The following is a 25,524-nucleotide window of genomic DNA, read 5'->3' on the forward strand; positions in this document are numbered from 1 at the left end:
GAGCCTCCTACGAGCCAGGCGCACCCAAGTCCGCGACCCAATCGCAAGAGATCTGTGTGCTTTTGGCGTCAGCAGGCGCCGGACTCACGGATAGATTGTCGAGAATGGCTATCAAGTAGTATAGACACAATTGTCATCGTCAAGGCGCTGTCAACCCGGTTTGGAAGGGAGAGCCCGATGGTAGACTTCGATATTCACATCAAGAGCGGAACGATTGTCGATGGGACACGCGTCCCTCGCTATCGAGGTGACGTATGGATCAGGAACGGCCGAATCGCCCAGCTCGGTGGACGAGTGCCTGGCTTCGCTCGCAAGACGATCGACGCTGACGGTCTCATCGTCGCCCCAGGTTTCGTGGATCTCCACACGCATTACGACGCCCAGATTCGCTGGGATCCGTGGTGCACTTATTCGGGGTGGCACGGCGTAACCTCCGTGGTGCTCGGCAATTGCGGGTTCGGTTTCGCACCGGTCAAGCGCGAGGATCGCGAGCGTTCGATGCTCACGATGACGCGCAATGAGGCGATCCCGATTGAGACGATGCGCGCGGGGATGAATTGGGATTGGGAAACCATTCCCGAATATCTCGACTCGCTGGAGCGCGCGTCCAAGGGGGTGAACTGCATTCAGTATCTGCCAACCGCCTCGCTGATGGTCTATGTGATGGGGCTCGAGGCCGCCAAATCGCGCCCGGCTACCGAGGCCGAGCGGGCAGAGATGCGGCAGCTGTTTGACCAGGGCATGGACGCGGGTCTGGGCGGCTTTTCGATCCAGCGGCTTGGGCCCAATTCGCCCCAGCCTGATTTTGACGGCACCCCGATGGTCACGGACACCATGTGCGACGAGGATATCCTCAATCTCGCGCGCGTCCTGCGCGAGCGCGACGAGGGGATCATCCAGATTACGCAAGTGATCAATCCCAAAGAGGACTTGGCCTTCCAGGAGCGCTTGGCGGAAGAGGCGCGGCGGCCGGTGTTGTACAACGTAATCGCGGCCGACACCAAGAACCCGCGAATTCATCGACGCAGCATGGAATGGATCGAGCGTTGCCGAGCGCGCGGACTTGAGATGTTCGGACAGACCTTCACGATGCGCAGCGGCTTTTCATTTTCGCTTGAGGGCTGGAATTTCTGGGACGGCATCCCGGCTTGGAGGGCGGTGATGTTCGGTCCGGTAGCCGATCGGATCGCGCGGATGAAGGATCCGGGGTGGCGCGAGCGAGCGATTCGTGAGTCCGAGGAGCATCGGGTGCGCGAGGTCTACAAGGCCAACGGCGGCGCGTTGCACACGCTCATCGTGCAGTGGGTCAACGATCGACCCGAACTCGAGAAATACGTCGGACGCAGCATCGGCGACATCGCGCGCGAAGAGACCAAGCAGCCGGTCGAAGTTATGATCGATCTTTCGATCGCGGGCGCGCTCAAGACCGAGTTTCGCGGCCCAGTGCCGTGCAGCAATTCGGAGCACATGGCGGAGCTGATTACGGGCTCGCCCTATACGATTCCCGGGGTGTCGGACGGCGGCGCGCACATGAAGTACTTCCTGGGCGGCGCCTACACGACAGATTTCCTGCAGTGGCTGGTGCGGGATGAGCAGCGGCTCACGCTCGAAGAAGCACACTATCGGCTCTCCGCACTGCCCGCGCACGCGGCGGGATTTCGCGATCGTGGAACCTTGCGCGAAGGGGGATGGGCCGATGTCGTGGTTTATGACCTCAACCAACTCGGCGTCGAGGGCGAGCTGGCGGGTGAGATTGTGCACGATTTGCCGGGAGGGGAATGGCGCAGAGTCCAGCGCGCCCGTGGCTATCGCGCGATCATCGTGAATGGCGAGCTCACATTCGAGGACGGCAAACCCACCGGCGCGACGCCAGGCAAGCTGCTGCGACACGGACGCGGCTAGGTTCGAGAGCCGCCCCGCTGACCGCTTTCCGCGACGTGCTGAAGAGGACCTCCGTCGGGGCCATCCTTTACGGTCAGAGAAGCCCATGAGCCGCGAAGCTCGATCGGCTTTCTAAAAAAGGCTCCGTTGCACCGGGATGGCTCGATCGGGGATGAGCAGCTCCGGCCCGTCATTCTTCACGTTGTTCACCAGTGATGACGCTGGACTCAGGACGAGGTTGTCGTCGGGAGCCGGCACCAGTAGCGATTTCAGTCGCAGAGGATCTCGTTCGCCAGGATTCATCCAGTCTTCGGCATCTCGTTCATTGAAGATCACGGGCATTCGATCGTGAATGGGTTCGATCAGCCCATTCGCTCTGATCGTGATGATGGTGAAGGTTCGCTGCCAATGGCCCGGTTCCGGCTGCCACGACTCGTAAAGTCCGGCCAACCAGAGCAACCCACCATTGGCTGAGTGAATCCAGAGCGGTTCGCGGTTGTCCTTGCGCCCGCGCCATTCATAGAAACCATCGGCAGGAACTAGGCAGCGGCGCTTCGCAAACGCGTCCTTGAAGGATGGTAGCTTCTCAAGCGTTTCCGCCTTGGCGTTGATGCACGAAGCTGCCGAGCTGGTATTGGCCGCCCAGCTGTTCACAAGACCCCACCGCGCTGGAAGGAGCTCGCGCCTTTCGTACTTGGATCGGATCACGAAGTGATCCTGCAGGGGCGCGATATTGTAGTGCGGCTGGTAGTCGCGCAGATCCTTTTCGTCCACGCCCAGCAACGCAGCAAGTTCGCGCCGGTCTCGACGGGTTAAGGTGAAGCGCCCGCACATGATCGGTAGCCCTCGTTTTCCGTGGCTTTCCGCTTATGGACTCTCGCGGACTACGAGTATGGGCGCCTTGTCTTCGCGCAGTGCGATGAACCTTGCGTGTCTCAGATGATTTGCCTCCGTCCACTCAACATATTCCACGGCACAAACCAGTCGCGGTCGAAGCCAACGGCACTCCTTCATGTCTTCGGCCGTTAGACCTTCTCCCCATCTGCCTTTTCTGGTCTCGGGAAGATTCCCGAAGGGGCATTGTTCAATACTCAGACCACGGAAGCGATTGAATAGCAAAGCGCGCACTGCGGGAGCAAAGCCTGCGCGCACTCGGGCGGCGAACATGAGGTCTTTGCCTTGATAGTAGCCGACCAGTATTGAATCAAAGTTCTCGGCGGCCAGGACGTAACCGCCGATGACGAACTCCTGACCGCGGTTTACCCGCATCTTGCGCCATGCGCCCGAGCGGCGCCCGGGTTCGTACACACTGTCACGCCGCTTCGCAATAACTCCTTCCAGACCGCCTTCCCGTATAACGCGAATGAGCTGATCGACGGGAACGTCAAAACTCTCGGACAGACGAATAGGTTCTACAAGTTGGGGCAGGAGTTTGGTCCGCAGCATTTGGCGGCGAGCCTCTAGCGGCAAACCCTTCACATCCTGGCCAGCCAGGAGAAGGAGGTCAAAAGCATAGAATGCGATGGTGTGATCACGTCCGTGGGAATTCTGGAGAAGGCTGAACGACGGCCGTGCTTCGGCGTCGAGTGCGACTATCTCCCCGTCGATCATCGTATCGTCGGGAAGGGGCTGGAGGGCCCTTGTAATTTCAGGAAACCAGGTGCTCAGGTCTTTGCCATTGCGCGACAGCAGCTTGCGAAGCCCGCCAGTCTTGATTGCCAGGCCACGATATCCGTCGAGCTTCAACTCGTAGGACCACTTAGGTCCTGATGGCAGCTCCGAGGTCGCGCCACAGAGCATGGGTTCGATGAAGTGCGCCCTCATTTATATAGGGACCCACGGCCCCAGTTCAGGGCTCACCTATATCATTTCTTTGAACGTGTTCTAGTCATCACCTCGGTTCCGCAAGCCACCGGCGGACTCCGGGTTACCCTGGGAATTCGTCGAGACTGCCTCCGAGGAAGAGACGTGGTAATGGGGATGCTGGCAGACGACTAAACAAGCCTGAAACTCAGAACACCGACCAGTTGGGGTTTTGAGGCAGTAAGGAGAGGTCCGATGCTACTGCCCACGCTGAAAACCGATCGATTGAGAATTCGACCCCTGACGGTGAAAGACTTGTCTATTTGTCATCAGCTCTATGTGGACACGAAATGGGCTGACCAGAGGCTCGCGGATAAGCGAAATCTCCAAATTCGGCGAAGCTGGCTTGATTGGACAATCCGAAACTCCACGGAGCTCGACCGGCTGAATCAGCCTCCTTACGGCGATCGCGCAGTGGAGCTTCGAGAGAGCGGTCAATTGGTTGGTTTGGTGGGTCTGGTGCCTTTGCTTGCTCCTTTCGCTCAGTTACCAACTTTCGGCAGCGAGGTGGAGGCGCCTTTCTCCGCAGAGGTGGGACTCTTTTGGATGATCACTCCAGCGATGCAGGGTCGGGGACTCGCGACGGAAGCGGCTCGCGCTCTCGTGAGTTTTGCTTTCGATGTTCTGAAGGTGGGCCGAATTATGGCCGGAACCGAATACGACAACTTCGCATCGATCGCTGTCATGCGAAAACTTGGAATGCGCATCGAGAGAAATCCGTTTCCAAGCCCGGCTTGGTTTCAGATTACGGGAATTCTCCAGAAAGAACGTCAGAGATCCAGGCTCTGAAATTCTGCACCGATAGGCACTAATCACAAAGAAAAAAACTCGTGCAGCCAGAGCAAGCTGGAGGTTGGCTTCTAAGACTTGTTCACTGGTGATGCCGGATTAGCACCGCAGGAAAGGGCGATGTGAAGTTGTAGTCGGAGGAGGCGAAGTGGGACCGGGGAACGGGATGTGGACGAGTGCCCCCGGAGAACTTCTTCGCGAGCCCTGCTCACCGGGGAACCACAACGCGAGCGTTCCTGACGGTCCCTCGGGTCCCACGTATGACTCCAAGCTTTCGCCCGCGGGTCCCTATATCCTCTTCTTAAGGTGGCGACACGGTAGGTCTAACGATCGTATCGCGCGGGGCTACCAGATCGGAACCGGGGCGGGACCCACGGTACCATTCGCACCTCCTCTCACGTCGCCGGCGCGAAGCCCGCGTCATCAAACTCTACCAACCGTGCTCCAGGACCTCTCGGTCCATGGCAACGTACGGGGTGCTCGCCAGGCTTCGGGTCAAACTAGTCTTCGGGCTGCGAGCGCCAATGACAACGACGACCTCGGTGCCGGCACCGTGCTATACAGGCTTAGCAGGTTTCATCGGTCAGGGTGCGCCACGCGCATCCGTACTAGTCTGGACGGTCTTGCTACAGAAGGGGGCCAAGTAACCGCGATGCGCTGCCCGAAGTGCGCACGTGACAATCCCGAGGACGCCAAATTCTGCGTCGGTTGCGGCAACCCGTTTGAAGGTCGCTGCACGAAGTGCGGCACCGAGAATCCTGCGGACGCCAGCTTCTGTAAGCAGTGCGGCACACGGCTCGGTCGTTTAGCGGCACCACCCGCTGCGACTGCCGGATCGGCGCGGGTCAGAGTAGGCGCCGAACAAGCCGATAGTGCCGCGCTCGACGGCGAGCGCAAGACCGTCACCGTGCTGTTCGCTGACATCAAGGGCTCGATGGAGTTGATCGAAGACCTCGACCCGGAAGAAGCCCGCTCCGTAGTCGATCCGGCACTCAAGCTCATGATGGAGGGCGTGCAGCGCTATGGCGGCTACGTCGCGCAATCGACCGGCGACGGTATCTTCGCGCTGTTTGGAGCTCCGGTGGCACACGAGGATCACCCGCAAAGAGCTTTGCATGCGGCCCTGCGCATGCAGGAGGAGCTCAAGCGTTATTCGGACCGAATTCGCTCAGAAGGCCGTCTGCCGGTTCAAGTTCGGGTGGGTTTGAACACCGGTGAGGTGGTGGTCAGGACCATCCAGACGGGTGATGCGCACGCCGAGTATGTGCCCATCGGTCACGCCACCAGTCTGGCCGCGCGGATGCAGGCCTTGGCGCCGATTGGCTCAATCGCGGCGACCGAGCCGATTCGGAAGCTGTGTGAGGGCTACTTCCTCTTCAGATCGCTCGGACCCACCAAGGTCAAGGGGGTTAGTGAACCGGTCACGGTGTACGAGGTGACCGGGTTGGGTCCGTTGCGCACCCGCCTGCAACGGGCGGCTGCACGCGGTTACACCAAGTTCGTGGGCCGCGAGCGCGAGATGGAAATCATGAGGCATGTTGCCGAACTCGTCAATTCGGGCCATGGGCAGCTCCTCGGAGTAGTTGCGGAGCCCGGGTTGGAAAGTCACGCCTGTTCCACGAGTTCAAGACCAGGAACCAGTTGGGATGGATGGTGCTGGAGGCGTTCTCGGTATCGCACGGGAAGGCGTCGGCGTATGCCCCTGCCATAGACTTGCTGAACGGCTATTTCGGAATAGACGCGGGCGACGACGCGCGGAAGCGACGGGAGAAGGTCACCGGAAAGGCCCTGACCCTCGATCGTTCGCTTGAGGACGGGTTGCCCTATCTTTTAAGTCTTCTTTGTATCGCCGAAGGTGAGGATCCACTGGCCAGTGTAGACGCCCAGGTACGCAAGCGGCGCACGATAGAAACGATCAAACGGATGCTTCTGCGCGAATCGCTAAATCAGCCCCTGATGCTTGTTTTCGAGGACCTGCACTGGATCGACGGCGAGACGCAAGCGTTCCTTAACCTGTTGGCCGACTCGATCGCTAGCTCGAGGGTTCTGCTGCTGGTGAATTACCGTCCAGAGTATTCACATGCGTGGAGCAGTAGGACTTACTACACTCAGATCCGACTCGACCCATTGGGGCAGGAAAGCGCCGACGAGATGCTGTCAGCATTGCTCGGAAGCAGCGGCGAGCTCCAGCCTCTGAAGCGGATGATTGCGGCCAGGACGCAGGGCAATCCCTTTTTCATGGAAGAAATGATCCTGACGCTCTTCGACCGTGGCGCTCTAGTTCGCAATGGCGCGGTCAAGCTGGCCCAACCGCTCGACACCCTAAGAGTTCCGGAGACGGTGCAGGCGGTTCTAGCAGCGCGCATAGATAGCCTGCCTGCCGACGAAAAGGACCTCCTACAGGTTTTGTCAGTGATCGGGAGGCAGTTCCCCGTCGCGCTGGTAAAGGCGGTCTGGCAGCGCTCTCACATCGAGGAGAAATCGAATCTCGAACGGATGCTCGACGCGCTGCAACTGGCGGAATTCATCTACGAACAACCAGCGCCCGGCGATATCGACTACACTTTTAAGCACGCGCTCACCCAGGAGGTCGCTTACAACTCACTACTGAGCGACCGTCGCAAGTCTCTGCATGAACAAGTTGGGATGAGTATCGAGGCCTCGTTTGGCGCGAGTCCCGACCACTACAGCGAGCTCGCTCATCAATTTCGGAGGAGCGGCAATGCCGGCAAGGCTTTGGAGTATCTGGTTCATGCCGGTCAGCAGGCGATGGCGCGCACGGCATTTGCCGAAGCACAAGATCAGTTCGGAGCAGGGTTGACTCTGTTGACAAGTCTTCCCGAAACGACTCGGCGCGACCGAACGGAAAGTCTCGTTCGGTTGAATCTTGGGATCTGCACAATCTTCCGGGACGTGGGTGCATTCATGGACAGCGCCGTGCTCTCGAGCGTGGAGCGTGCGCATGAACTATGCGAGAAGCTTGGCAGGGACTCACATCACTGCGACGTTCTGTCCGCGCTCGCGTTTCTGCTTGCCAACCGCTTCGAGTGGGAAATGGCACAGGCCGCTTGCGATGAACTGCTCCAGCTGGCCTCCGAGCTGAACGACCCGGATATGATCGGTCGAGCTCATTTATGGTCAGCTTTCATTCTGCTGTTTCAGGGCAACTTCCACAGTGCGCTCGAGGCGCTCGAGCGTGCCTACAAATTGCCGATAAGTTTTCGTTCGAGACAGGAACTGTCCTTCGGCGGATGGCAGACTTTAACCAGATCTCTTAGCTCACTCGCACTGGCGATAGTGGGTTATCCGGAAAGGGCGCGCCTTCGAAACACTGAGGCCATCCGGCTGGTACGGGAGGAAAAGGACCGCTCTCTCCTTCCTCCAAATCTCTTCTGGTCGACAGTTTTGCATCTCTTGCTCCGGGAGCCGGGCGCTGCGTATCGGAGCATGGAGGAGAGTTTACGTGTTACGTCCGAGGAGAATCTATCAGCACTTGTCCCAGTAAGTGAGTTTTTCCGCGCGCTGGCGCTGGTGCAACTAGGCGAATTCGATCACGGCATGGACCCAATAGTTCGGTATATGAGGGAGATGACGCGTTTTGCCCAAACGCCGGTCGGCGCGCTGATTTATCCGACACTGGCGCAAGCATATATTGCCGCGGGGCGCACCAATGACGGTCTTCAGGCGGTGGTCCACGGAATCGCGATCTTAGAGCAAAACCAGGCTCGTTTTGCTGAGCCCGAATTGTACCGATTAAACGGAGAACTAATGCTGCTCGCGGGGAAGGCGTCCGGCGAGCCAGAAAACTCATTTCGCCGGGCAATCGAAATCGCGCGAGAACAAGGCGCGAAGTGGTATGAACTCCGCGCGACGAATGCGCTCGCCCGGTTACTTATGCGACAGAATCGCCGGGATGAGGCGCACGCGATGCTTGCCGATATCTACAACTGGTTCACCGAAGGTTTCGACACCGCCGACGTGAAGGACGCCAAGGCGCTGCTCGATGAGCTGAGCAACCAGGGCCAAAGCGAGGGGGACCGCTGAATACCGAGGATCAAAATGGCACCTGCAGGACGCATTGATACCCACCATCATGTCGTGCCGCCAACCTATACGGCGTGGTTGAAGAGGAAAGGAATCGCAGCTGGGGGGCTGCCGATTCCGGGTTGGAGTCTGGATGCCGCTATCTCCCTGATGGATAAATTCCGTATCCAGACTTCGATTATGTCGATTTCGACACCTGGAGTTCATCTGGGTGATGACAAGGAGGCTCGCGAAAAGGCCCGCGAGGTGAACGAATACGCCGCGGAGGTCGTACGGAAGCACCGCTCTCGTTTTGGATTCTTCGCCACGCTATGCCTGCCCGACGTTAAAGGCTCGATTGAGGAGCTGGCCTACGCCTTCGACAAACTGCACGCCGATAGCGTCGAGCTTCTGGCCAACAGCCGCGGTATCTATCTCGGCGAGAGGGTCTTCGATCCCCTCTTTGACGAACTCAACAAACGCAACGCGGTGGTGTTCGTTCATCCGTCACACTTGTACGGGCTTGAGCCGCTCAAGGGCATGCCTGCCTTCGTAGCCGATTTCTTGCTGGACACCACGCGTGCGGCGGTGCGACTGGGTGGTTCCGGGACGCTCGATCGCTGTCCCAACCTGAAAATCATCCTATCTCACTCGGGCGGCTTCGTTCCCTTCGCGGCATATCGGATTGCTGGCGCGGCGTCTCCGAAGCGAGACTTCGCGGATGGCATGGAACAGTTGGAGAAATTCCACTTTGACCTTGCGATCTCCGGCACTCCTGCCGCTCTCCCGAGCCTGCTTACAGTGGCACGGCCCGATCAAGTTCTGTTTGCGACTGATTGGCCGTATGCGACTGACGCAATCGCACAAATGTTTACCTCGATGTACGAAGGTTTCTCGCTGAGTGAAAGCCAGCGCGCAGCGATCGATCGGAGCAACGCTGAGGCGCTATTTCCCCGTCTCCGCGGAGGCCTGTCATGAGCGCTTTTCGATTTGGCCCGGATAATCCTAACGAAACCTATGTTCCACACGCTTTTCCCGAACAAACGATTGACACCGGTGAGGCCGTGATCAACTACGCCGTTGTAGGATCGCCAGACAAACCGGCGTTGCTCCTGATACCGGGACAAACCGAATCGTGGTGGGGATACGAGCAAGCGATGGACTTGCTTAAACAGCATTTCCAGGCGTTTGCGGTCGACTTACGCGGGCAGGGAAGATCGAGCCGGACACCCGGACGTTACACACTCGATAATTTTGGCAACGATATGGTGCGGGTCGTGGCCCTGGCCATCAAACGCCCGGTGATTGTCAGCGGGCTTTCGTCAGGGGGGGTGATCTCGGCATGGCTCTCTGCTTATGCGATGCCCGGTACGGTCCGCGGCGCCCACTATGAAGACCCGCCGCTGTTCGCTTCGGATGTCCGCCCCGCTTGCGGACACTCGATCCGCCAAACCATCGGACCGATCTTCGCTCTGATGAGCAAATACCTGGGCGATCAGTGGAGTGTAGGTGACTGGGCGGGAATGCACGAGGCCGCAAAGACGGAGCTTCCTGGCTGGTTGTCGAACGCGATGGCACTGACCATGGGTTCCGAGGCCGAAATTCCACAGCGCCTCAAGGAATACGATCCCGAGTGGGCACGTTGTTTTTGGCAGGGATCTGTCTACGCAAGCTGTGATCATGCCCGGATGCTCGCGAGCGTAAAATGCCCGGTCTTGTACACGCATCACTTCCGTAATGTCGAAGAGACCGAGGGCTCTTTACTCGGAGCCGCCTCAGATCTGCAGGCAAAGCGTGTGTGTGAGCTAGTTGCCGGCTCGGGCCAACCGATTGAATATCGGTCTTTCCCCCAGATGCCGCATTCGATGCATGGCACCGACCCGAAGTTGTTTACGCAGCTACTGATCGAGTTCGAGGAGAAGCTAAGGCATTAACACGTGCTCCTTGACGCTTGAGCCGATTTGACGCTCAAGCCGCGCGCGTTGGTAGTACTCGTTCGCTAACTGAGATGGTGACTTCAAGGAGCCGAGGAATCAAATAATGAGCGTTGCCACAAAGCAGTTTGAAGGCGGCTGCCTCTGCGGGGCGGTCCGTTTTACCGCGACCGGTGAGCCAGTAGGCGTGTATTGGTGTCATTGCCAAAGTTGTCGAAGACATACCGGCGCGCCCGTGTCTGTCTTCGTCGCATTTGAACCGCGAGCCTATACGGTGACCAAAGGCGAGATAACCAAGTTCGATTCCTCACCAGGAAAAACAAGGCGCGGATTTTGCGCGAGGTGCGGATCTACTTTGACTTGCGAAAGCCTGCCCGAGATAACGTTGACGCATTTCCATATCGGCGCATTCGATCAGGCCGCGAAATTGCAGCCGACGAAGCATTATTTTGTCGAGGAACGCATGCCTTGGTTACATACGGGCGAGAATATAAGTTCCAATCGTTAAGCTCACGATGGCTTTCTCAAAGTGGACTTCTGTCGAGCATCGCGACGCCGTTTTGAGAGCGAAACGCTCCCAAGGTGATCTGTCCGATGACGGTTGGTCAAGCTCGAGGCTCTTGCTGATCGAATGGGGGACGCTTGTTCCGCCGTTTGTCCTGCTCTTTGCCGGCCATCGGCATTGCTTTGGGTGCTTTCGGAAAAAGCGCATTCAAAGAGTCTCACGAACCGCCATAACGGCGACCAAGTGCGACCGTGCTATTACCTCTAAGACCGAATCACCCGCCCGATTTTGTAGCTGGTCCCTCAAGGTAACCGCGTAGATCTCCGTTGTGTGCGCACAGCCCTCTTGTACGATGTCGGCGAAATCCTGCCTCTGCAAAGTTGCGCCAGGATTTATGCGCCCGTTCCCGTTATCCGGCCAGGGCGTCGGCATTGCTGACTTGGGAAATGAGGTCCATCGCCTGCTTTGCCGGGGCTCGGTTGATGAAGATAGTAAGAAGGAGGTCGATTCTCGATGAAACTCGCACTATACCTGCCAAACTTCCGGGACAAGGTAACCGTCAGCGAGATCGTCGATCTCGCTCGCCTCGCCGAGGAACTGGCGTTCGATTCAGTTTGGACTTTGGACCGCATCGTGGTTCCGGAAGCATCCGATCGCGAGGAACTACGCAAGCCGTTCGGCTTCATGAAGGAATTTCCTCATTCATTACCCGTTGCTTCGAGAGGCGAGTTCTTGCACGGGCTGCCGCTCATTCCGTACCTGGCGGCCATCACGAAGAAGGTCAGGATAGGCGTCAGCGTGATCGACACTCCTTATCGGGCCCCTGGAGTGCTGGCCGCGGAGATCGGAACCTGGGACCATCTTTCGGGCGGAAGGGTCAACGTCGCCGTCGGAACGGGTTGGATGCCTGAGGAGTTTGAGGCTGCGAGTGCGGCGCATATCTACGAAAGACGCAACAAACACGTCATCGAGACCATCGAGATCATGCAGGGCGTCTGGACGGAGGAACTCTTCGAGTATCACGGCGAGTTTGCCTCCTTTCCGAAATGCGGCTTCGGTGTTAAGCCCGTTCAGAAGCCTCATCCGCCGATCTTTTTCGGAGGGCTCGGGGTACCGAAGATCGCGGCTAAGCGGATAGCCAAATACGGGTTGGCCGGCTGGATCGGAATACAGGACACCCCTGAGGACATCGCGAAGTGGCGGTCGGTGATCAAAGAGGAGCTCGAAATGATCGGGAGTCCGCGTTCGATCGACGATCTCGAAATTGTGAGCATGCTTTTCTTCGACATCACGAGCGTGAAGACCGATCAGACTCCCAGAGGGAAGCTGACACCTTCGATGACGGGCACTACCGGCCAGATCACCGACAACCTCAAGCGGTATAGGGAGGCCGGCTTGACACTTCCCCTCCTCTGGCCGCCATTTAAGGGCGTACCCACCGCGAAGACACTGGTCGATCTGAGGCGATTGAAGGAAGACATTCTGCCAAAAGTGCTGTGACCAACCGCGGCGTGAAGTCCGGGTTGAGGCCCAAGGAAACGCTAGGTCTGCGAGGGTGGGTCACCAAGGTTGATTTGCCACGCCAAGGAGGCTCGCGGCCGGCGATCCAGCCGTGGCTCGCCATGGTGGAGGTTTTCGTTCGGAGAGCCGAGCAGGTCGACAGTGGTTGATCTGCGCGGCCCGCGCCTTCGAAGAACCGTAAGTCCTTACGACCGCGGATTGGGTTGCGAAACGATGGCGTCCGTGAAGAGGTCGAACGCCGCTTCGAAAGAGCTCTCAGCCTGATCGGCCGGAATATCCCACTGCGGAAAGTGTCCGTCTACGTACATCCGCGCGACTCCATACGCCAGGGCACGCGCTGCAAACGAGATCGCCTTTATGTCGTCACGGAGCAGCGGAGCACGTTGGCGTTGTTCGGTCAGTAGTTGTTCCATCAGCTCTCTGATTTCGGCGTTGTCACGGCGGAGCGACTCAGAACCATCGAAATCGATCAGCTTACGGTTCGAGATCACCTGGAAATGCGCAGGGTTGCGCACCACCCATCGCATGTATGCGGTTCCCAGAGCGCGGAAGCGATCGCGCGGCGCGTCGCTTTTGACCTCCTCCAGCGCGCGCACGATTTCATCGCGGAACCTGCGCATCGCCTGCTCCGCAACCGCGGTCATCAGAGTGGTGCGCGAGGGAAAATGACGAAACGGTGCGCCCGACGAAACTCCCGCGCGTTTCGCGACTTCGCGTACGCTGACGCTCTCGACGCCTTGTTCCTTGACCATCTTGAGGGCCGCCGCGATCAGCGCTTCCTTGAGATGCCCGTGATGATAGCTGGTGCGCCGGCGTGCTCGCCGGCGCGGCTCCGTTTTGATAGGCGACTGGGGCATCATTTCGACCCTAGCATCGGTGACGCGCCGATGTAAGCAGTGCGTATTTCAGGTTGACATCGGACGAGTTAAATTGTAAGCAGTGATAACATTTCAAAACTCAGTCCTTTTCGGAGGTCCTCATGAAGTGCGCGCTAGTGAGTTTGGTACTGTGTGTGCTGGCCTCAACCGCCTACGCTCAGACCGGCCGATGGATCACCGCCAGCGGCAATCTGGAGATCGAGATCGCGCCCTGCGGGCAGGCTCTGTGCGGGACCGCGGTCCGCGTGCTGGCAAATAATTCGATGAGCACGCCGGGCAAATCGATGGCCAGCAACGTGCCAGGGACTGGTCTTAAAATCATGCACGACTTCACCTCGACGGGCGACGGAGTCTGGACCGGCTACATCTACGACCGCGAAAATGGCAAGACGTATCGCTGTCGTATGAGGGAACTCGATGCGGACCACCTTGAGGTTCATCCGTACATCGGCATTCCGTTATTCGGACAGACGCAAATTTGGCATCGAGCGCTCGGTTCGACGGAAACGAGCGCGACGACAAAGTGATTCATCGAAGGAAAGCGCGCAACCGGTCAGCGAAATTATCGCAGTCTCTTCCACGCCGATCCCGCACACGTGCAGCTTCGAATGAAGCTCACGGGTGCGTGTTGATGTGAAAGTCACCGCCAAGTTCGAGCGGCCGGTTGTTTACGAATCCTTCGCCCTGCCGGGCGCAGTTCGAGATATAGCCCGAGCCTAGGGATTCCCACGCCGACGACGACGGTCCAGTTCTGGATGCGGGCGAAAGCGATGGCGGCATCGATCACATGAGAATGGTCTGCCGCAGCGCGCTTGTCTGGCAAATTGCAACCGGCGATGCGAGGATGATAAACGCTGCGATAAGATCGAACTCTCAGAGGATCTGGGATTGTGGATCTAAAATATCCGCCCGAGGCTGAAACTTTTCGCCAGCAAATCCGCACCTGGCTGGAAGTCAACGCCCCCCGGGGCGAGCACCGGCCCTATGACACCATAACCGTAGCCAACGATAAGGAATGGCAGGCGCGCAAGGACTGGTATCGCAAGCTCCACTCCGGCGGATGGGTAGGAATCAGTTGGCCACGCGAGTATGGCGGCCGCGACGCCCCGGTAATGCACGCGATGGTTTTTCACGAAGAGCTGGCACGCTTTCGCGCCCAGCTTCCCTATATCGGTGCAGGTGTCGCGCTGGTCGGGCCCACTCTCATTCAGTGGGGCACCGAAGCACAAAAGCGCCGCTTTATTCCCAAGATACTTTCTGGTGAGGAGACCTGGTGCCAGGGATACTCGGAGCCGAATGCCGGATCTGATCTGACCTCCTTAAGGACTGCGGCGGAAGAGGAGGGCGACTACTTCGTCGTCAATGGCTCGAAGATTTGGACTTCGCAGGCGCACCGCGTTGATTGGATGTTCCTTCTGTGTCGAACCGATCGCAACGCACCGGGCAGCCGTGGTCTGTCTTACATACTGGTCGACATGAGAACCCCAGGCATCACCACCCGTCCGATGGTCGAGATAAACGGAGAAGTGAGCTTCAACCAGGTCTTCTTCGACAATGTGCGGGTTCCCAGAGAGAATCTGATTGGCAAGAAGAACGAAGGTTGGCGGGTTGCCACCACTACGCTTTCCTACGAGCGCACTGTTGGGGGCCGTCACTATCCCAATGTCGTGCGCGATCTTGCGCGGCTGGCCAAAATAGTTCACATCAATGGTCGCCCAGCTTCGGAGGACAGCGCGGTGCGCCAAAAGATCGCCGCCTTCGCGTGCGAGGCCGAAGCCGTCAAGTACACGGCATTTCGAGGCATTACGCGGCGCGTCAAAGGACAGTCGCCCGGTCCGGAAAGCTCCACCATCAAGATTTGTGGCACCGAGTTAAACCTCAAGATTCAGCTGTTCGCGATGGAATTGCTAGGCGCCTACGCGCAGCTTGATGGGAAAGAGCCATTCGCCATAGATGGCGGCAAGTGGCTCGAGCGAGCCCTAACTTCCCGCGGAGGGACGATCGCCGGTGGAAGCAATGAGATCCAGCGAAACATCATCGGCGAACGCGTGCTGAAACTCCCGCGCTAGCTTTCGGAGGGGTTTAGGATGACCGCAGGGTATAAGCTGGTTGATGCCTTTCTCCAGATGCCGCAACTCTCGCGGAGAGCCCAGGAGCAGAAAATCGATCCAAATATCGCCAAATGGTTTAAACCCGGGGATGCGGTAAAATTTGGTTTCACGCTCGAGGAGTTGGTGCGCGATATGGACGCTGCCGGTGTCGAAAAGGGAGTCCTTACCGCCGCGGCATTGCGGATGGCGCCCAGCCCCTATTCAGTAGGGCAAAACATTTCCGACGAAACCTACGAAAAACTCTGTACCCGCGTTGCGGAGATTCGTTTACAACATCCCGGGCGTTTTCACGGCTGCCTCGGCATCGATCCGACCGGCATGATGCGCGCCGTGAGATGGCTCGAGCGTGGAGTTAGGGAATTTGGCTTCCGCTCATGCTGGATTATGCCGTCCCTGGTAGGCCTACCGCCCAATCATGCATGTTACTTTCCGATTTACGCCAAATGCGTTGAGCTCGACATTCCAATCAAGCTCAACGTGGGCGTGCCAGGACCTCTCCGTCCGGCGGTGCTGCAACAGCCGGGTGCGCTCGATGAGGTGTTACTGGCGTTCCCTGATCTCACGGTCGTCGGGTGTCATCTGGGTCATCCGTGGCAGGGCGAGGTGATAGCGCTGCTGCAGAAGCATCGGAACTTTTACCTCATCACCTCCGCTTGGGCTCCTAAACACGTCCCGGCTGAGTTGTGGCAACTGGCCAACAAGCGCGGTCCCGACAAGCTGATGTGGGCCAGCGATCATCCTTTGCTGTCGCTGGAGCGATGCGCGCGTGAAGGTTGGGAGGTTCCACTCGCCGACGTTGCGAAACGTGGCTATCTGCGCGACAACGTGCTCAAGGTCTTCAGATTCGATTGAACGCGCTTCGCGGCAACAGCCTCACTTTCTCGCCTCGCTAGGCAGGAGTGCGCCCGATCGAGAACCGCGATCACTCATCGAATGGCCTGCTGCGCTACGATTGTGCTCCTCGAGCAACGCTTTCGCCGCTTAAATCCGCTGCGTCGAACCTCTCAGTAAACCGGGTGTAGATTTCGCGCACCAGAGCCGCAGCGGTCACATTTTTCAGTAGCGGCCGCCTGAGACGTCTTCGGAGCGGACGTTCACAGCAATCTTACTTCGTAACACCTGCTTAGGCTTTTTTGTGCCGCCATCTTGGAAAGATTGAACTAGCCTTTGCCTATTAGGCCGGAGACCTGAGTAATCATTTGGTAGAACTGGCTTGGAAACGACGCCCCAAGAATCGCGACCAGGGGTACTATTCCATGGACCAATAGTTGTCCAATGAAATGACTGTTCCAGGTGATTTCTCCAGGATCGGTTCCTGAAATGAGGCTTAGAACGCGGTCGCGGTTGATTGATGCGTAAACACCGACAGTCGTCGCAATGCAAGAAAGTACGACTATCCAGTTAATCGTTAATAGGTCGCTTGCATTCACGAATAGCGAGTACGAGCTGCTCCCGAAAAGCATCAGGATGCTGGCCAGAGTGCTGGTGATCGCAAGTGTTTGAAGGTGGGGTAGAATGTTTCTCGCAAATCCAGCGACACTACTGGCGACTAAAAGACCAGCATTGTCGAACACGGCAGCTGCTTCTCGGTCGCTAGGGTTCTGTGCTTCCTTCTTCAATTCGACGCCCCACCAAGGTTCGACTGGCGCGAGCAACCGAACACCAAGGTCAGTAATGGCCGCCTCAGTTCTCCAGGTATCCTCGAGCGCGCTCTGCCAATCTCTCCAACTGATCGCCGTTGCAGGGTCGTGGGTGGAAATAAAGTTTCCGAGCCCCACCTGTGGGGCACGGCACTGCGGTCAATGGTCATTGAGGTCTCTCAGGATTCGCTCTTCTGCTGACCCACCTGATGGATGCTTTTCTGCGGCTAGCGTTATCAAGTTCCTTGCTCGTTCAAGGGCGATGGCCAAAAAGTTGGTGGTAGGCCCTAGTGACAGGAAATTGATGCGATCATGGACCTTGCCACCTGTTAATTTGTTGAAAAGTGCATAGTATTCCCGGGTCGGATGTCGATACAGGCGGCGCAAAAGGGATCGCGCCATCAACCAAACGTTCAGGAGTTGATAAAGGCTCAATGCTATGGCCGCGTAGACTACGGTCGACAAACACACGAATGAAAAGTCGAATAGTCGACCGTCGATCGAGCTCTCCGGCCATTGACGGAATAGCGATACCACGCCGAGCGCGACTATAAATGCGAGCAGGGGTGCCACTTGAATCCAGCCGCGCTTATCGCCAAGAGGAGTTAGGATTTTGCAAATCAGAATATTTCTCAGCGTGATCTCGTCGGTGAAGGACTTGAGAGGCAAAAATCGGCTGCCTATCTTGAGCAGGGGCCGCTCGACGAGGACTCGCGAGCAGAGCAAACGGCCATAACATAGGGCCAAAGTCGCTGCGATCGCATACACGGTTGGCGTCAGAGGTGAAACCCCGCTGGTGAATTGAAATGCGCGCATCACCACAAACAGGTGGTGGTGAGAAAATTGCTCACCGCGTTCTATATGCCCAGACAAAAGTACCGGAGAAATGGCCGCGGTCACCGCGATTCCAAATGTGACGACTCCCAACCACCACGAATGGCCCACGGAAATACGACTGAAGCTCCGCACGGCTGCCACACCGCAGAACGTCACCGTCACTAGACACCAAACCCACACCGCCGTTGCCCATCGATCCGGAAAGCTCGTGAAAGGAAACGACGGAAAGTCGTGGGCCGCTACGGTCATTAGGACCACGAACGAAAAAGGTATGGCGCCTGAGATGATCGAGAGATTGAAAAGCCAGCACCTTCGGCGGGCGAGGGCGGCAGCGTATTCGCTATCCAGGGCGCGGTTCCGGACGGGGGGACACTCGCCAAATAACTTGAGAAGCGTCAGGGGAAGACAGCCGCCGAGATTCCCCAAGAGGTCCTGGCCGTCTTCTTTGCCGCCCAGGATGACCAGAATAGCGAGGCAAGCACAGATGCTATCCAAGACAAAAATCCAGCCGAGAGTGCGCCAGGGCAGTATGGCGCGCGCTGCTTGGTCATTCCACGAGTGTGGAGGGTGGACATCACGCCGTAAAAAAGGATCGCCCGCTGAAGCTTTTGGAGTTGACGAGATGGTTTCCACCGGGAGAGCAGACGCTCGTCCAAGCACGGTAAGCCAAAGCACGGGCTCCCGATGACTGTTCGACCAGTCGAAGGGCGCACCATATTCGACCAGATTCGTTTCTTCTGAAGGAGCAAACAGAATAGAGGAATCGCCTTCCGAATCACGATCCTCGTGCCCCTCCTGGCGTTGAAGCAGTGCGGTCGCCGCGTTGAACGTACCTTCGGTGGAATCACTGGCAAATTCGCTGGGCTGTTCGATCCCCCTATAGGGCGGCGTCCAGATCTGATTGGCGTCCAGTTCTGGATATGTGGATAAGATCAACAGTCCCCGCAAATCGGGATTAACGCTGCCATGCAGGAAGAGAAGGTGATTGGAGAGCGCGATAACCTTCGAGTTAGGGCTCCAATCGTGCAGTTGTTGAGTGAGATATATGATATCGAGTGGATCGGTCGCGGCGATTAGAACGTAGCGAATATGCCGTTCCGAGACTATTCGAAGAGTCCGCTCCAGTTGCAATTCGTTCGTGTTCGTCTCAGCTTGTGAAAGGATCGGAAAGATGTCTTGCTCCTCCCCGTGATCCTCCAGTAGAGGGATTTCGGGCCGCCAGGATGGAAGAGAATTTCGAGAACGCTGCTCCAGAGCCAGTTGGTCTGCCTTCTCTTTCAGTTCCTTGATGTGGAGAGGAAAATTAAGCTCGAGCACATGCCTGCCGTGGGGCGCGGTCATCCTCCCGTAAGCTGTTCCTTCTTCCTTTAAGATTGCAACTTCCTCGGACTTGACGTGCAGGTTTCTTTTGAGAAATTCGAAGAGATCTCGCAATGCGTCCGCATCGGGAATTACCGTTGAGTGCAAGCTCACCCGCAGACAGGAGTTTCGGCTAACGATCTCATGAAAATGAGAGACGTCGATGCTGGTCGCAGATCCGGTCATGACGTCGAACATCAACGCAGCCTGCCGAGGCCGCTGTCCGGCGAAATTCGCAGGGACAGTGTTTGTAATTTGCCCCGAGGTCTCCCTAAGGTCGCCACCAGGAGAGCGTCCGGACTGGGTGACAGGTGTTCTGGTCCCAAGCCAATAGATCGACCAGGCGATCGAGTCGGCAGATCCGGAAAACGAAGGTCCAAGGATTGAAATTGTCAGTTGTCTACCATCTGGCGGATCGAAGAAAAGAGAGTGGTTAAGAAAATCAGCGGTCGCGAGCGCCATACGCATCGCCCGTCTGTGAACTCCTTTGGTAGGTAGCTCGCCAACCAGAAAAACCACAAGCAACGCGCCCTTAACCTTGTCCTGACTAGGCCGCCGAAAGAGCACGACACCGGGTTCTGGTCCTTGCGAGTCGCTGACGCCACTGGTCTGGTCTTGAGATTCGGAAGCGTGATCGTCACTTGCGGTCGCTCTTTTGTTCCATGGAATCTGGAATTGGCTCAGCAGGTAACCCTGTTCCTGAGCGGCACGCTGGAGGGCGTTGTAGTAGGAGTCAAATTCCTCGCCCAGCGCGGTTTCGTAGGGATCGGGGAGAGTAATGATCAAAGTCCTTATGTTCATCTGCACGTGGCGATCGGAGTTCGCACCGGGCGAACCGGAACGGTCATCCCGCCCCAGTCGAATCATCCTCGACACACACGCTTCGACCGGCTGGCCCAGTAAACTGCACACTTGTCTAAGTGCTTCCCGGTCGAGCTCAACATCGCCTTCGGTGTCGAGCCCGCGCGCTCGGGCTGCGCCTCGGACCTCGGAGCCCACGGAGTTGCCACTATCGGTAGCGGCGTTGGAGACGATTGCCGCGGGTGTATCCGGAACTACAGGCACCTCGGAAATGGCCGAGGGTAGCAACCCCAGACCTGTGAGGTAGGCAATGGCGACGGTTAAGAAAAGCAGTGTGCGATCGCGAGTCACTGGAGTCCTCGGTGTTCACCGGAAAAAGGCAATCTTTTTCGACCGTATCGCATCTGAATCCGGTAAGTTTCCGCGAGGGTCAGCCAAGCAACCACAGCGAGCTTACGACGTAAACTAGAGTCATCAGACCGAAGATCAACCCGGGTAGCTCGCCGAGCCGACTGCACTGCGCGAACCCTTGCGGCTCGCTGACTTGGTTGTCTCCCGCGAAGTGCCTTATCTGAGGAATGCTGACCGTCTTGATATTGACTGACATTTTGGGTGTCCCCTTGTGTTGTCCATCCACTCAGAGTGAGTCAGCAAAGGCGGTGCCGCGAAAAGATCGCCCGATGAGTGCTGAAAATAAGGAGAGGTTAACCGCCGATGTTAATCTAGCGAGACACTGTAAAGCGGGATTAACGTGGCCGTGTAACCTGATCTTGTCTCGGGCACCAAGGGAAAGCTGGGCGAACGGTCGCCTTCACGACCCTGACACGCGTCCGCGGACCTCGTCGGAGTTCAGGTCTTGGCGATCAGGACGGTGAACCGGCCGCTCAAATGTCTGGTGTATCCTTACAGTAGACAGATTGAAGGTAACGCGAATCCCGGGCCGCTCGGCTTTCAAAAACGCTGCAGAGGGGCCAGCGATCGTTGAGGGCCCGCATCGGTCGCGGTTTTAGTCTCGAAGCAGGTCGGCGCCGAGAGTCATCACCATTGCGGCTTTCGTTTGTCGCGGATGGCGTGCAGTCGATCGTGAATGGGATCGATCAGCTGCTGCACGCTTCCTTGATTGCATCGCTTATGATGTCGACGACCAGGCGAGGCGCAGTAACGATGGGTGCGTGGTCTACAGAATGCGACCGCACCCGAGCGTGCATCCGCTCCGCCATAAAGCGCTGCGTCTCGAGGACGATCATGCGGTCGTGTTCCGCCGTGAGAAACCAGCTGGGGCGGTCTTTCCAAAGTGGACGGGTCATAGGTACCGTGATGCACGAGGGCGAAATCGGCCGCTGAACCGCGAAGAGTAGGGCCAATTCGTCGGCAGCGGCATTCTGCGCGAAAGCCGCGCCGAACGCCTCCTCCGGCAGATAGATCAGCCCATGATTGTCCGGTGCCAATTTTGGAGCCAGCGGGTGAGGTTCGGTACGATAGAACACATCGGCGACCGTCTCGCCTTCCTCAGGAGCGAGGGCGGCGACGTAGACGAGGGCCTTCACTTTCTCATTCCGTGTGGCCGCGATTACGGCCCCGGCATAAGCGTGGGCGGCGACGACTACCGGACCGGAAACTCGCTCCAAGGCGCGCTCAAGGGCCGCCGTATCATCGGCAAACGAAGTCAGGGGCAACGGCGCCGCTAGCACCCTGACGCCTTCGGCAGCCAGCAGCCCGATGACTTTGGCCCAGCTCGATCCGTCCGCCCAAGCTCCGTGGACTACAACAACACTCACATTGTCGCGCGACATGAGTTTACTCCTTTTGTCGCGCGATCAACCGATCGGCGACGTCGTCCAAGTCGGCACCGACGATCTCTGCGCCTGCGCGCCGACTCCCAAGAGGTCGTTGCCAACCCGCTTGATCAGGGCCGCCTGCCAGCCCGCAGCGACGGCGCCAAGGGTGTCCCAGGTATGGCAAGCGATGAGACAGAGCTGAGAGGGCTCGACTCCGAGACTCCTCTCAACCTGGGCATAGGCCAGCCGCGACGGCTTGTGATGTTTGACGCCGTCCGCGCTGAAGCGACGCTCAAAGAAACCGACAATCCCAGCGTGTTCGAGCTGACGGGTCTGCACCTCCGACAAATTGTCCGTCAAGGTAAATAACCGGAACCCTGCTTCGCGGAGCTTCTGCAGTGCGCCCGGCACCTCTGGGTGGGGGGCATCGTCGAGAACTTTTCAAATAGTTCCTTCTTATCCGCCTCTTCGATCCTGATGCCGCGGTGTCAGCCAGCATCTTCATCACGGCCGAACCGATATCCGTGAAAGGCACATAGCATCCGGCTACCGTGAGAGCTGAGGAATACAAAATGAAGTTGGCGAACCAAAGGCGCAGGGTGCCGTTTTCGCGGAAGATACGCTCGAACGTCGGCTCCAGGGTTGTAAGATCCAGTAGCGTCTCATTGACGTCGAAGACTATCAGGGGAAGAACAGCCATCTGACTACACTCCTGTTTGTTCACTTCCTCCGTTTCGGTCGAAACTTCCTAGCCCTTTGGAGGCAGCGATGTCAGGCGCGAACGACAACTATCTTTCCAGCAGCCTCATTGGCCTCCATGACCCGATGAGCCTCGCGAATTTCATCGAAGCCGAAGATCCGCGATGGCTTCACGTCGAGCCGACCGGCAGCGGCATCTTCGGCGATCTGCTGGAGAGGCACATCCGACAGGGGGAAGCCGGGAGTTCCGAAGGCGAAACTCGCAAAGAAGGTCAAATAAACTCCGCTTGCCATCTGCAACAGCGGATTAAAGTCGGGAATTGGATCGAGACCGCCGAGCCACCCGGCCAGACAAGAACGACCACCCCGGCGGAGTATCTCCAGAGAATCAAGCACGACACTGTTACCGACTAGGTCGAGTATCGCATCGACCTTCTTTACCTCCGAGAGATGTTTCGAAAGATCGCGGCGTTCGATCTCGCACCGCTCGGCTCCCAACTTCTCCAGCATGGAGAAGCGCTCGCGATTGCGGGTCGTCCCAATCACGCGAACCCCCGCATTTAGGGCCATCTTCAGCGCGGCCTGGCCGAACGAGGAGGTCGCACCCCGAATAAGAAGCAAGTCTCCCTTTTTGATTTCCAGGTTACGAAACAAACAGGTCCAGGCAGTCGCGTAAGTCTCGGGGATTGCCGCTAGCTCTGCCCAGGGGAGACTGGATTCGATGAGCGCGACATTTGAGGCGCGGGCGCGCGTGTATTCAGCATAGCTGCCATTGATGGTCCGACCGAGCCCGCCCATCAAAGACGCAACCTTTGCCCCGACTGGAAACTCGCCGCCCGGGCAGGATTTCACGAGGCCTACACATTCGATGCCGCTGACTGGAGCCGCCTCCGCCCACTCACCCCGCCGCATGTGCAGTTCCGCGTGGTTGAGACCAAAGGCCTTGATCTCTATCACCACGTGCCCGGCCTTGGGCTCCGGGTCAGGAATGTCCTTATAAACGAGACTGTCCAGCCCGCCGAACTTCTCGAGAACGATCGCACGCATAGTGTTTCTCCTCTGGATAGGCGGCCCGCCTCTCGCGCGCGGCGCGAAGCGTACCGAGTCGCCAAATTAACGGGCAAGAAACTCGCGGATGGCGGCTGCGATCTCGGATACGTGAGTTTCCAGAGCGAAATGTCCGGTATCGAAGAAGCGCACGACTGCCCCGGGAATGTCCCGCTTGAACGCTTCCGCGCCCGCCGGCAGGAAGAACGGGTCATTCTTTCCCCACACCGCGAGGAGCGGCGGCTTGTGATCTCGGAAATACTTCTGGAAGGTCGGGTAGAGCGCGACGTTGGTCTTATAGTCACCGAATAGATCGAGTTGCGGCTCATCCGCGCCCGGGCGAGCCAGGTAGAAATTATCAAGAGTGAAGCCGTCGGGCGAAACCCTCGTCGCATCCGGGACGCCATGCGTGTATTGCCAGGCGGTTGTCTCAGGCTTGAGGAAGGCGCGGAGTTGGTCGCGGTTCGACTGCGATGGGACTTCCCAATAAGCGCGGATCGGGTTCCAACCTTCGCTCAACCCTTCCTCGTAGGCATTGCCGTTCTGAGACACAATCGCGGATATGCGTTCTGGATGCTTAAGAGCAATCCGCAAGCCCACGGGAGCGCCGTAGTCAAAGATGTAGAGCGCGAACCGTTTCAACCCGATGACATCGGTGAAGCGATCGATTACATCCGCAAGATTTTCGAAGCTGTATTTGAACCTGTCACGGGCAGGCAGGTCTGACTGGCCGAAGCCGGGCAGGTCAGGCGCGACAAGGTGAAAGCTCTCGGCGAGCAGCGGAATTAGATCGCGAAACATATACCCGGCGGTCGGAAAGCCGTGCAACAACAGCAAGGTTGGAGCGTTTGGCCCGCCGGCCTCGCGGTAGGAAATCTTAAGACCACCGACATCGACGGCTCGATAGTGGACTGTGGGCATGAGAATACTCCTCAAAAGAAATGGTTTAATTGTGGCAGGTAACCTGACTGAAGACCCTAATGTGGTTACCTGACACTAGCTAACCTGTCAAGAGCGATGCGAGCGGTTAGGTCGAGATTTAGCAGAGAACCAGGGCCTGCTAAAATAAAATTTAGGAGCAGCATCCAGGACTGAATGGCGACAAACGACACTCGTCCCCCCGCGATGTTCATCGGCGGGGACCCAAGCCTCGACTTTCTTAATTCCATAGGCACACCGGTCGATGAGGTGGTTGAATGGCTGGCAGACGGAAAGGACCTTATGAGCTGGCTTGAGCAAGCCGAGCTTCTGACCCCCGAAGCGGCCGCAACGATACGCGCCAATTGCTTTCCCGGAGAACTTGATGCGGTTGCTGCTCAAGCCCGCGCCCTTAGAGAATGGTTCCGAAGCTTCGTTCTCGCACACCGGGGCCGTTCGTTGACGAGAGACTCGTTACACGAACTTGGGCCGCTAAATAAGATACTGGAACGCGACGATGCCTACGGGGCAATAGTGGCGAGACCAGTCGATGCGGCCGATCGATCGGCTCCGTCTGGACTTGAGTGGCGTACCCTGCGCCGCTGGCGCTCGCCGGACGCTCTGCTTTTGCCGATTGCGCACGCGATTGCGAATTTCCTTACCTCTGAGGATCTTACGCGGGTAAAATCGTGTGAAAAATCACCTTGCACGCTATTCTTCCTTGACCGGACCCGCGGACAAGCCCGCCGCTGGTGCAGCATGACTCTCTGTGGAAATCGCGCCAAACAAGCTCTCTATCGTGCCCGCCTGAAGCGACGGACGCGGTCCGCTCATCGACTGAAAAAGACAAGAGCGTCGTAGCGAGGTAGAGGCTCTGGTTCGCCGGCTAACCGCTGGGACATCGCCTGGCAGCGGCTGCTCCTCTGCACCTCGACAGTTC

Annotated in this window: 18 protein-coding genes and 1 pseudogene; 9 read left to right on the forward strand and 10 right to left on the reverse strand. The window is 57.8% G+C overall.

The features are described from left to right. The first annotated feature begins 177 nt into the window (after positions 1–177). Positions 178–1,902, forward strand: coding sequence for an amidohydrolase family protein (locus VGI36_18020; protein ID HEY2487046.1), 1,725 nt, complete (start codon positions 178–180; stop codon positions 1,900–1,902). 111 nt (positions 1,903–2,013) lie between these two features. Here the strand turns inward: VGI36_18020 and VGI36_18025 are convergent, their stop codons facing one another. Then, on the reverse strand, positions 2,014–2,715 hold the full coding sequence (locus tag VGI36_18025) for an SOS response-associated peptidase (protein ID HEY2487047.1): 702 nt from the start codon (positions 2,713–2,715) through the stop codon (positions 2,014–2,016). Between the two features lie 33 nt (positions 2,716–2,748). Then, entirely contained in the window at positions 2,749–3,705 is a 957-nt protein-coding gene (ligD, locus tag VGI36_18030; GenBank protein HEY2487048.1) for a non-homologous end-joining DNA ligase, read from the reverse strand. A 1,480-nt stretch (positions 3,706–5,185) separates the two neighbouring features. Here ligD and VGI36_18035 point away from each other — a divergent pair. The 5 genes from VGI36_18035 (at position 5,186) to VGI36_18055 (ending at position 12,495) form a co-directional block, all read left to right on the forward strand. Then, positions 5,186–6,244, forward strand: a complete 1,059-nt coding sequence (locus VGI36_18035; GenBank protein HEY2487049.1) for an adenylate/guanylate cyclase domain-containing protein — start codon at positions 5,186–5,188, stop codon at positions 6,242–6,244. Beyond that, positions 6,184–8,577, forward strand: coding sequence for a hypothetical protein (locus VGI36_18040; protein ID HEY2487050.1), 2,394 nt, complete (start codon positions 6,184–6,186; stop codon positions 8,575–8,577). The genes VGI36_18035 and VGI36_18040 overlap by 61 nt, the downstream gene beginning before the upstream one ends. A 15-nt stretch (positions 8,578–8,592) precedes the next feature. Continuing rightward, positions 8,593–9,534, forward strand: a complete 942-nt coding sequence (locus VGI36_18045) for an amidohydrolase family protein (GenBank protein HEY2487051.1) — start codon at positions 8,593–8,595, stop codon at positions 9,532–9,534. Beyond that, entirely contained in the window at positions 9,531–10,490 is a 960-nt protein-coding gene (locus VGI36_18050) for an alpha/beta hydrolase (GenBank protein ID HEY2487052.1), read from the forward strand. Before VGI36_18045 ends, VGI36_18050 begins: the two co-directional genes overlap by 4 nt. Before the next feature lie 1,018 nt (positions 10,491–11,508). Further along, positions 11,509–12,495: an LLM class flavin-dependent oxidoreductase gene (locus tag VGI36_18055; GenBank protein HEY2487053.1), complete on the forward strand. Its 987-nt coding sequence runs from the start codon at positions 11,509–11,511 to the stop codon at positions 12,493–12,495. A 206-nt stretch (positions 12,496–12,701) separates the two neighbouring features. Here the strand turns inward: VGI36_18055 and VGI36_18060 are convergent, their stop codons facing one another. After that, a complete protein-coding gene (locus tag VGI36_18060) occupies positions 12,702–13,373 on the reverse strand; it encodes a TetR/AcrR family transcriptional regulator (protein HEY2487054.1) in 672 nt (223 codons plus the stop codon). 122 nt (positions 13,374–13,495) lie between these two features. On the opposite strand from VGI36_18060, the gene VGI36_18065 reads away from it, so the two are divergent. The 3 genes from VGI36_18065 to VGI36_18075 all read left to right on the forward strand — a co-directional run bounded on the left by VGI36_18065 (position 13,496) and on the right by VGI36_18075 (position 16,357). Then, positions 13,496–13,921 carry a DUF2147 domain-containing protein gene (locus VGI36_18065; GenBank protein HEY2487055.1) on the forward strand — a complete coding sequence of 142 codons (426 nt, stop codon included), beginning with the start codon at positions 13,496–13,498 and terminating at the stop codon, positions 13,919–13,921. Between the two features lie 363 nt (positions 13,922–14,284). Continuing rightward, positions 14,285–15,463, forward strand: coding sequence for an acyl-CoA dehydrogenase family protein (locus tag VGI36_18070; GenBank protein ID HEY2487056.1), 1,179 nt, complete (start codon positions 14,285–14,287; stop codon positions 15,461–15,463). An 18-nt stretch (positions 15,464–15,481) separates the two neighbouring features. Continuing rightward, complete coding sequence (locus tag VGI36_18075) at positions 15,482–16,357, forward strand: amidohydrolase family protein (GenBank protein ID HEY2487057.1); 876 nt, start codon at positions 15,482–15,484, stop codon at positions 16,355–16,357. 308 nt (positions 16,358–16,665) lie between these two features. Here the strand turns inward: VGI36_18075 and VGI36_18080 are convergent, their stop codons facing one another. From VGI36_18080 to VGI36_18110, 7 genes and pseudogenes are all read right to left on the reverse strand, one after another. After that, entirely contained in the window at positions 16,666–17,283 is a 618-nt protein-coding gene (locus tag VGI36_18080; GenBank protein HEY2487058.1) for a hypothetical protein, read from the reverse strand. Between the two features lie 21 nt (positions 17,284–17,304). Then, the gene (locus VGI36_18085; protein ID HEY2487059.1) at positions 17,305–20,493 is read right to left on the reverse strand and encodes a hypothetical protein; all 3,189 of its coding nucleotides are present in this window, start codon (positions 20,491–20,493) and stop codon (positions 17,305–17,307) included. Positions 20,494–20,572: 79 nt separating this feature from the next. Then, positions 20,573–20,749, reverse strand: coding sequence for a hypothetical protein (locus tag VGI36_18090; protein HEY2487060.1), 177 nt, complete (start codon positions 20,747–20,749; stop codon positions 20,573–20,575). A 490-nt stretch (positions 20,750–21,239) separates the two neighbouring features. Next, positions 21,240–21,935 (reverse strand): alpha/beta hydrolase, encoded by a 696-nt coding sequence (locus VGI36_18095; protein HEY2487061.1) that lies wholly within the window; start codon positions 21,933–21,935, stop codon positions 21,240–21,242. A 24-nt stretch (positions 21,936–21,959) separates the two neighbouring features. Further along, positions 21,960–22,340, reverse strand: a pseudogene (locus VGI36_18100) (HAD hydrolase-like protein). Between the two features lie 351 nt (positions 22,341–22,691). Further along, positions 22,692–23,666, reverse strand: coding sequence for a zinc-binding alcohol dehydrogenase family protein (locus VGI36_18105; protein ID HEY2487062.1), 975 nt, complete (start codon positions 23,664–23,666; stop codon positions 22,692–22,694). Positions 23,667–23,732: 66 nt separating this feature from the next. Further along, positions 23,733–24,587 carry an alpha/beta hydrolase gene (locus VGI36_18110; protein HEY2487063.1) on the reverse strand — a complete coding sequence of 285 codons (855 nt, stop codon included), beginning with the start codon at positions 24,585–24,587 and terminating at the stop codon, positions 23,733–23,735. Positions 24,588–25,524 lie beyond the last annotated feature (937 nt).

The organism is Candidatus Binataceae bacterium (assembly GCA_036495685.1).
Taxonomy (GTDB): Bacteria; Desulfobacterota; Binatia; order Binatales; family Binataceae; genus JAFAHS01.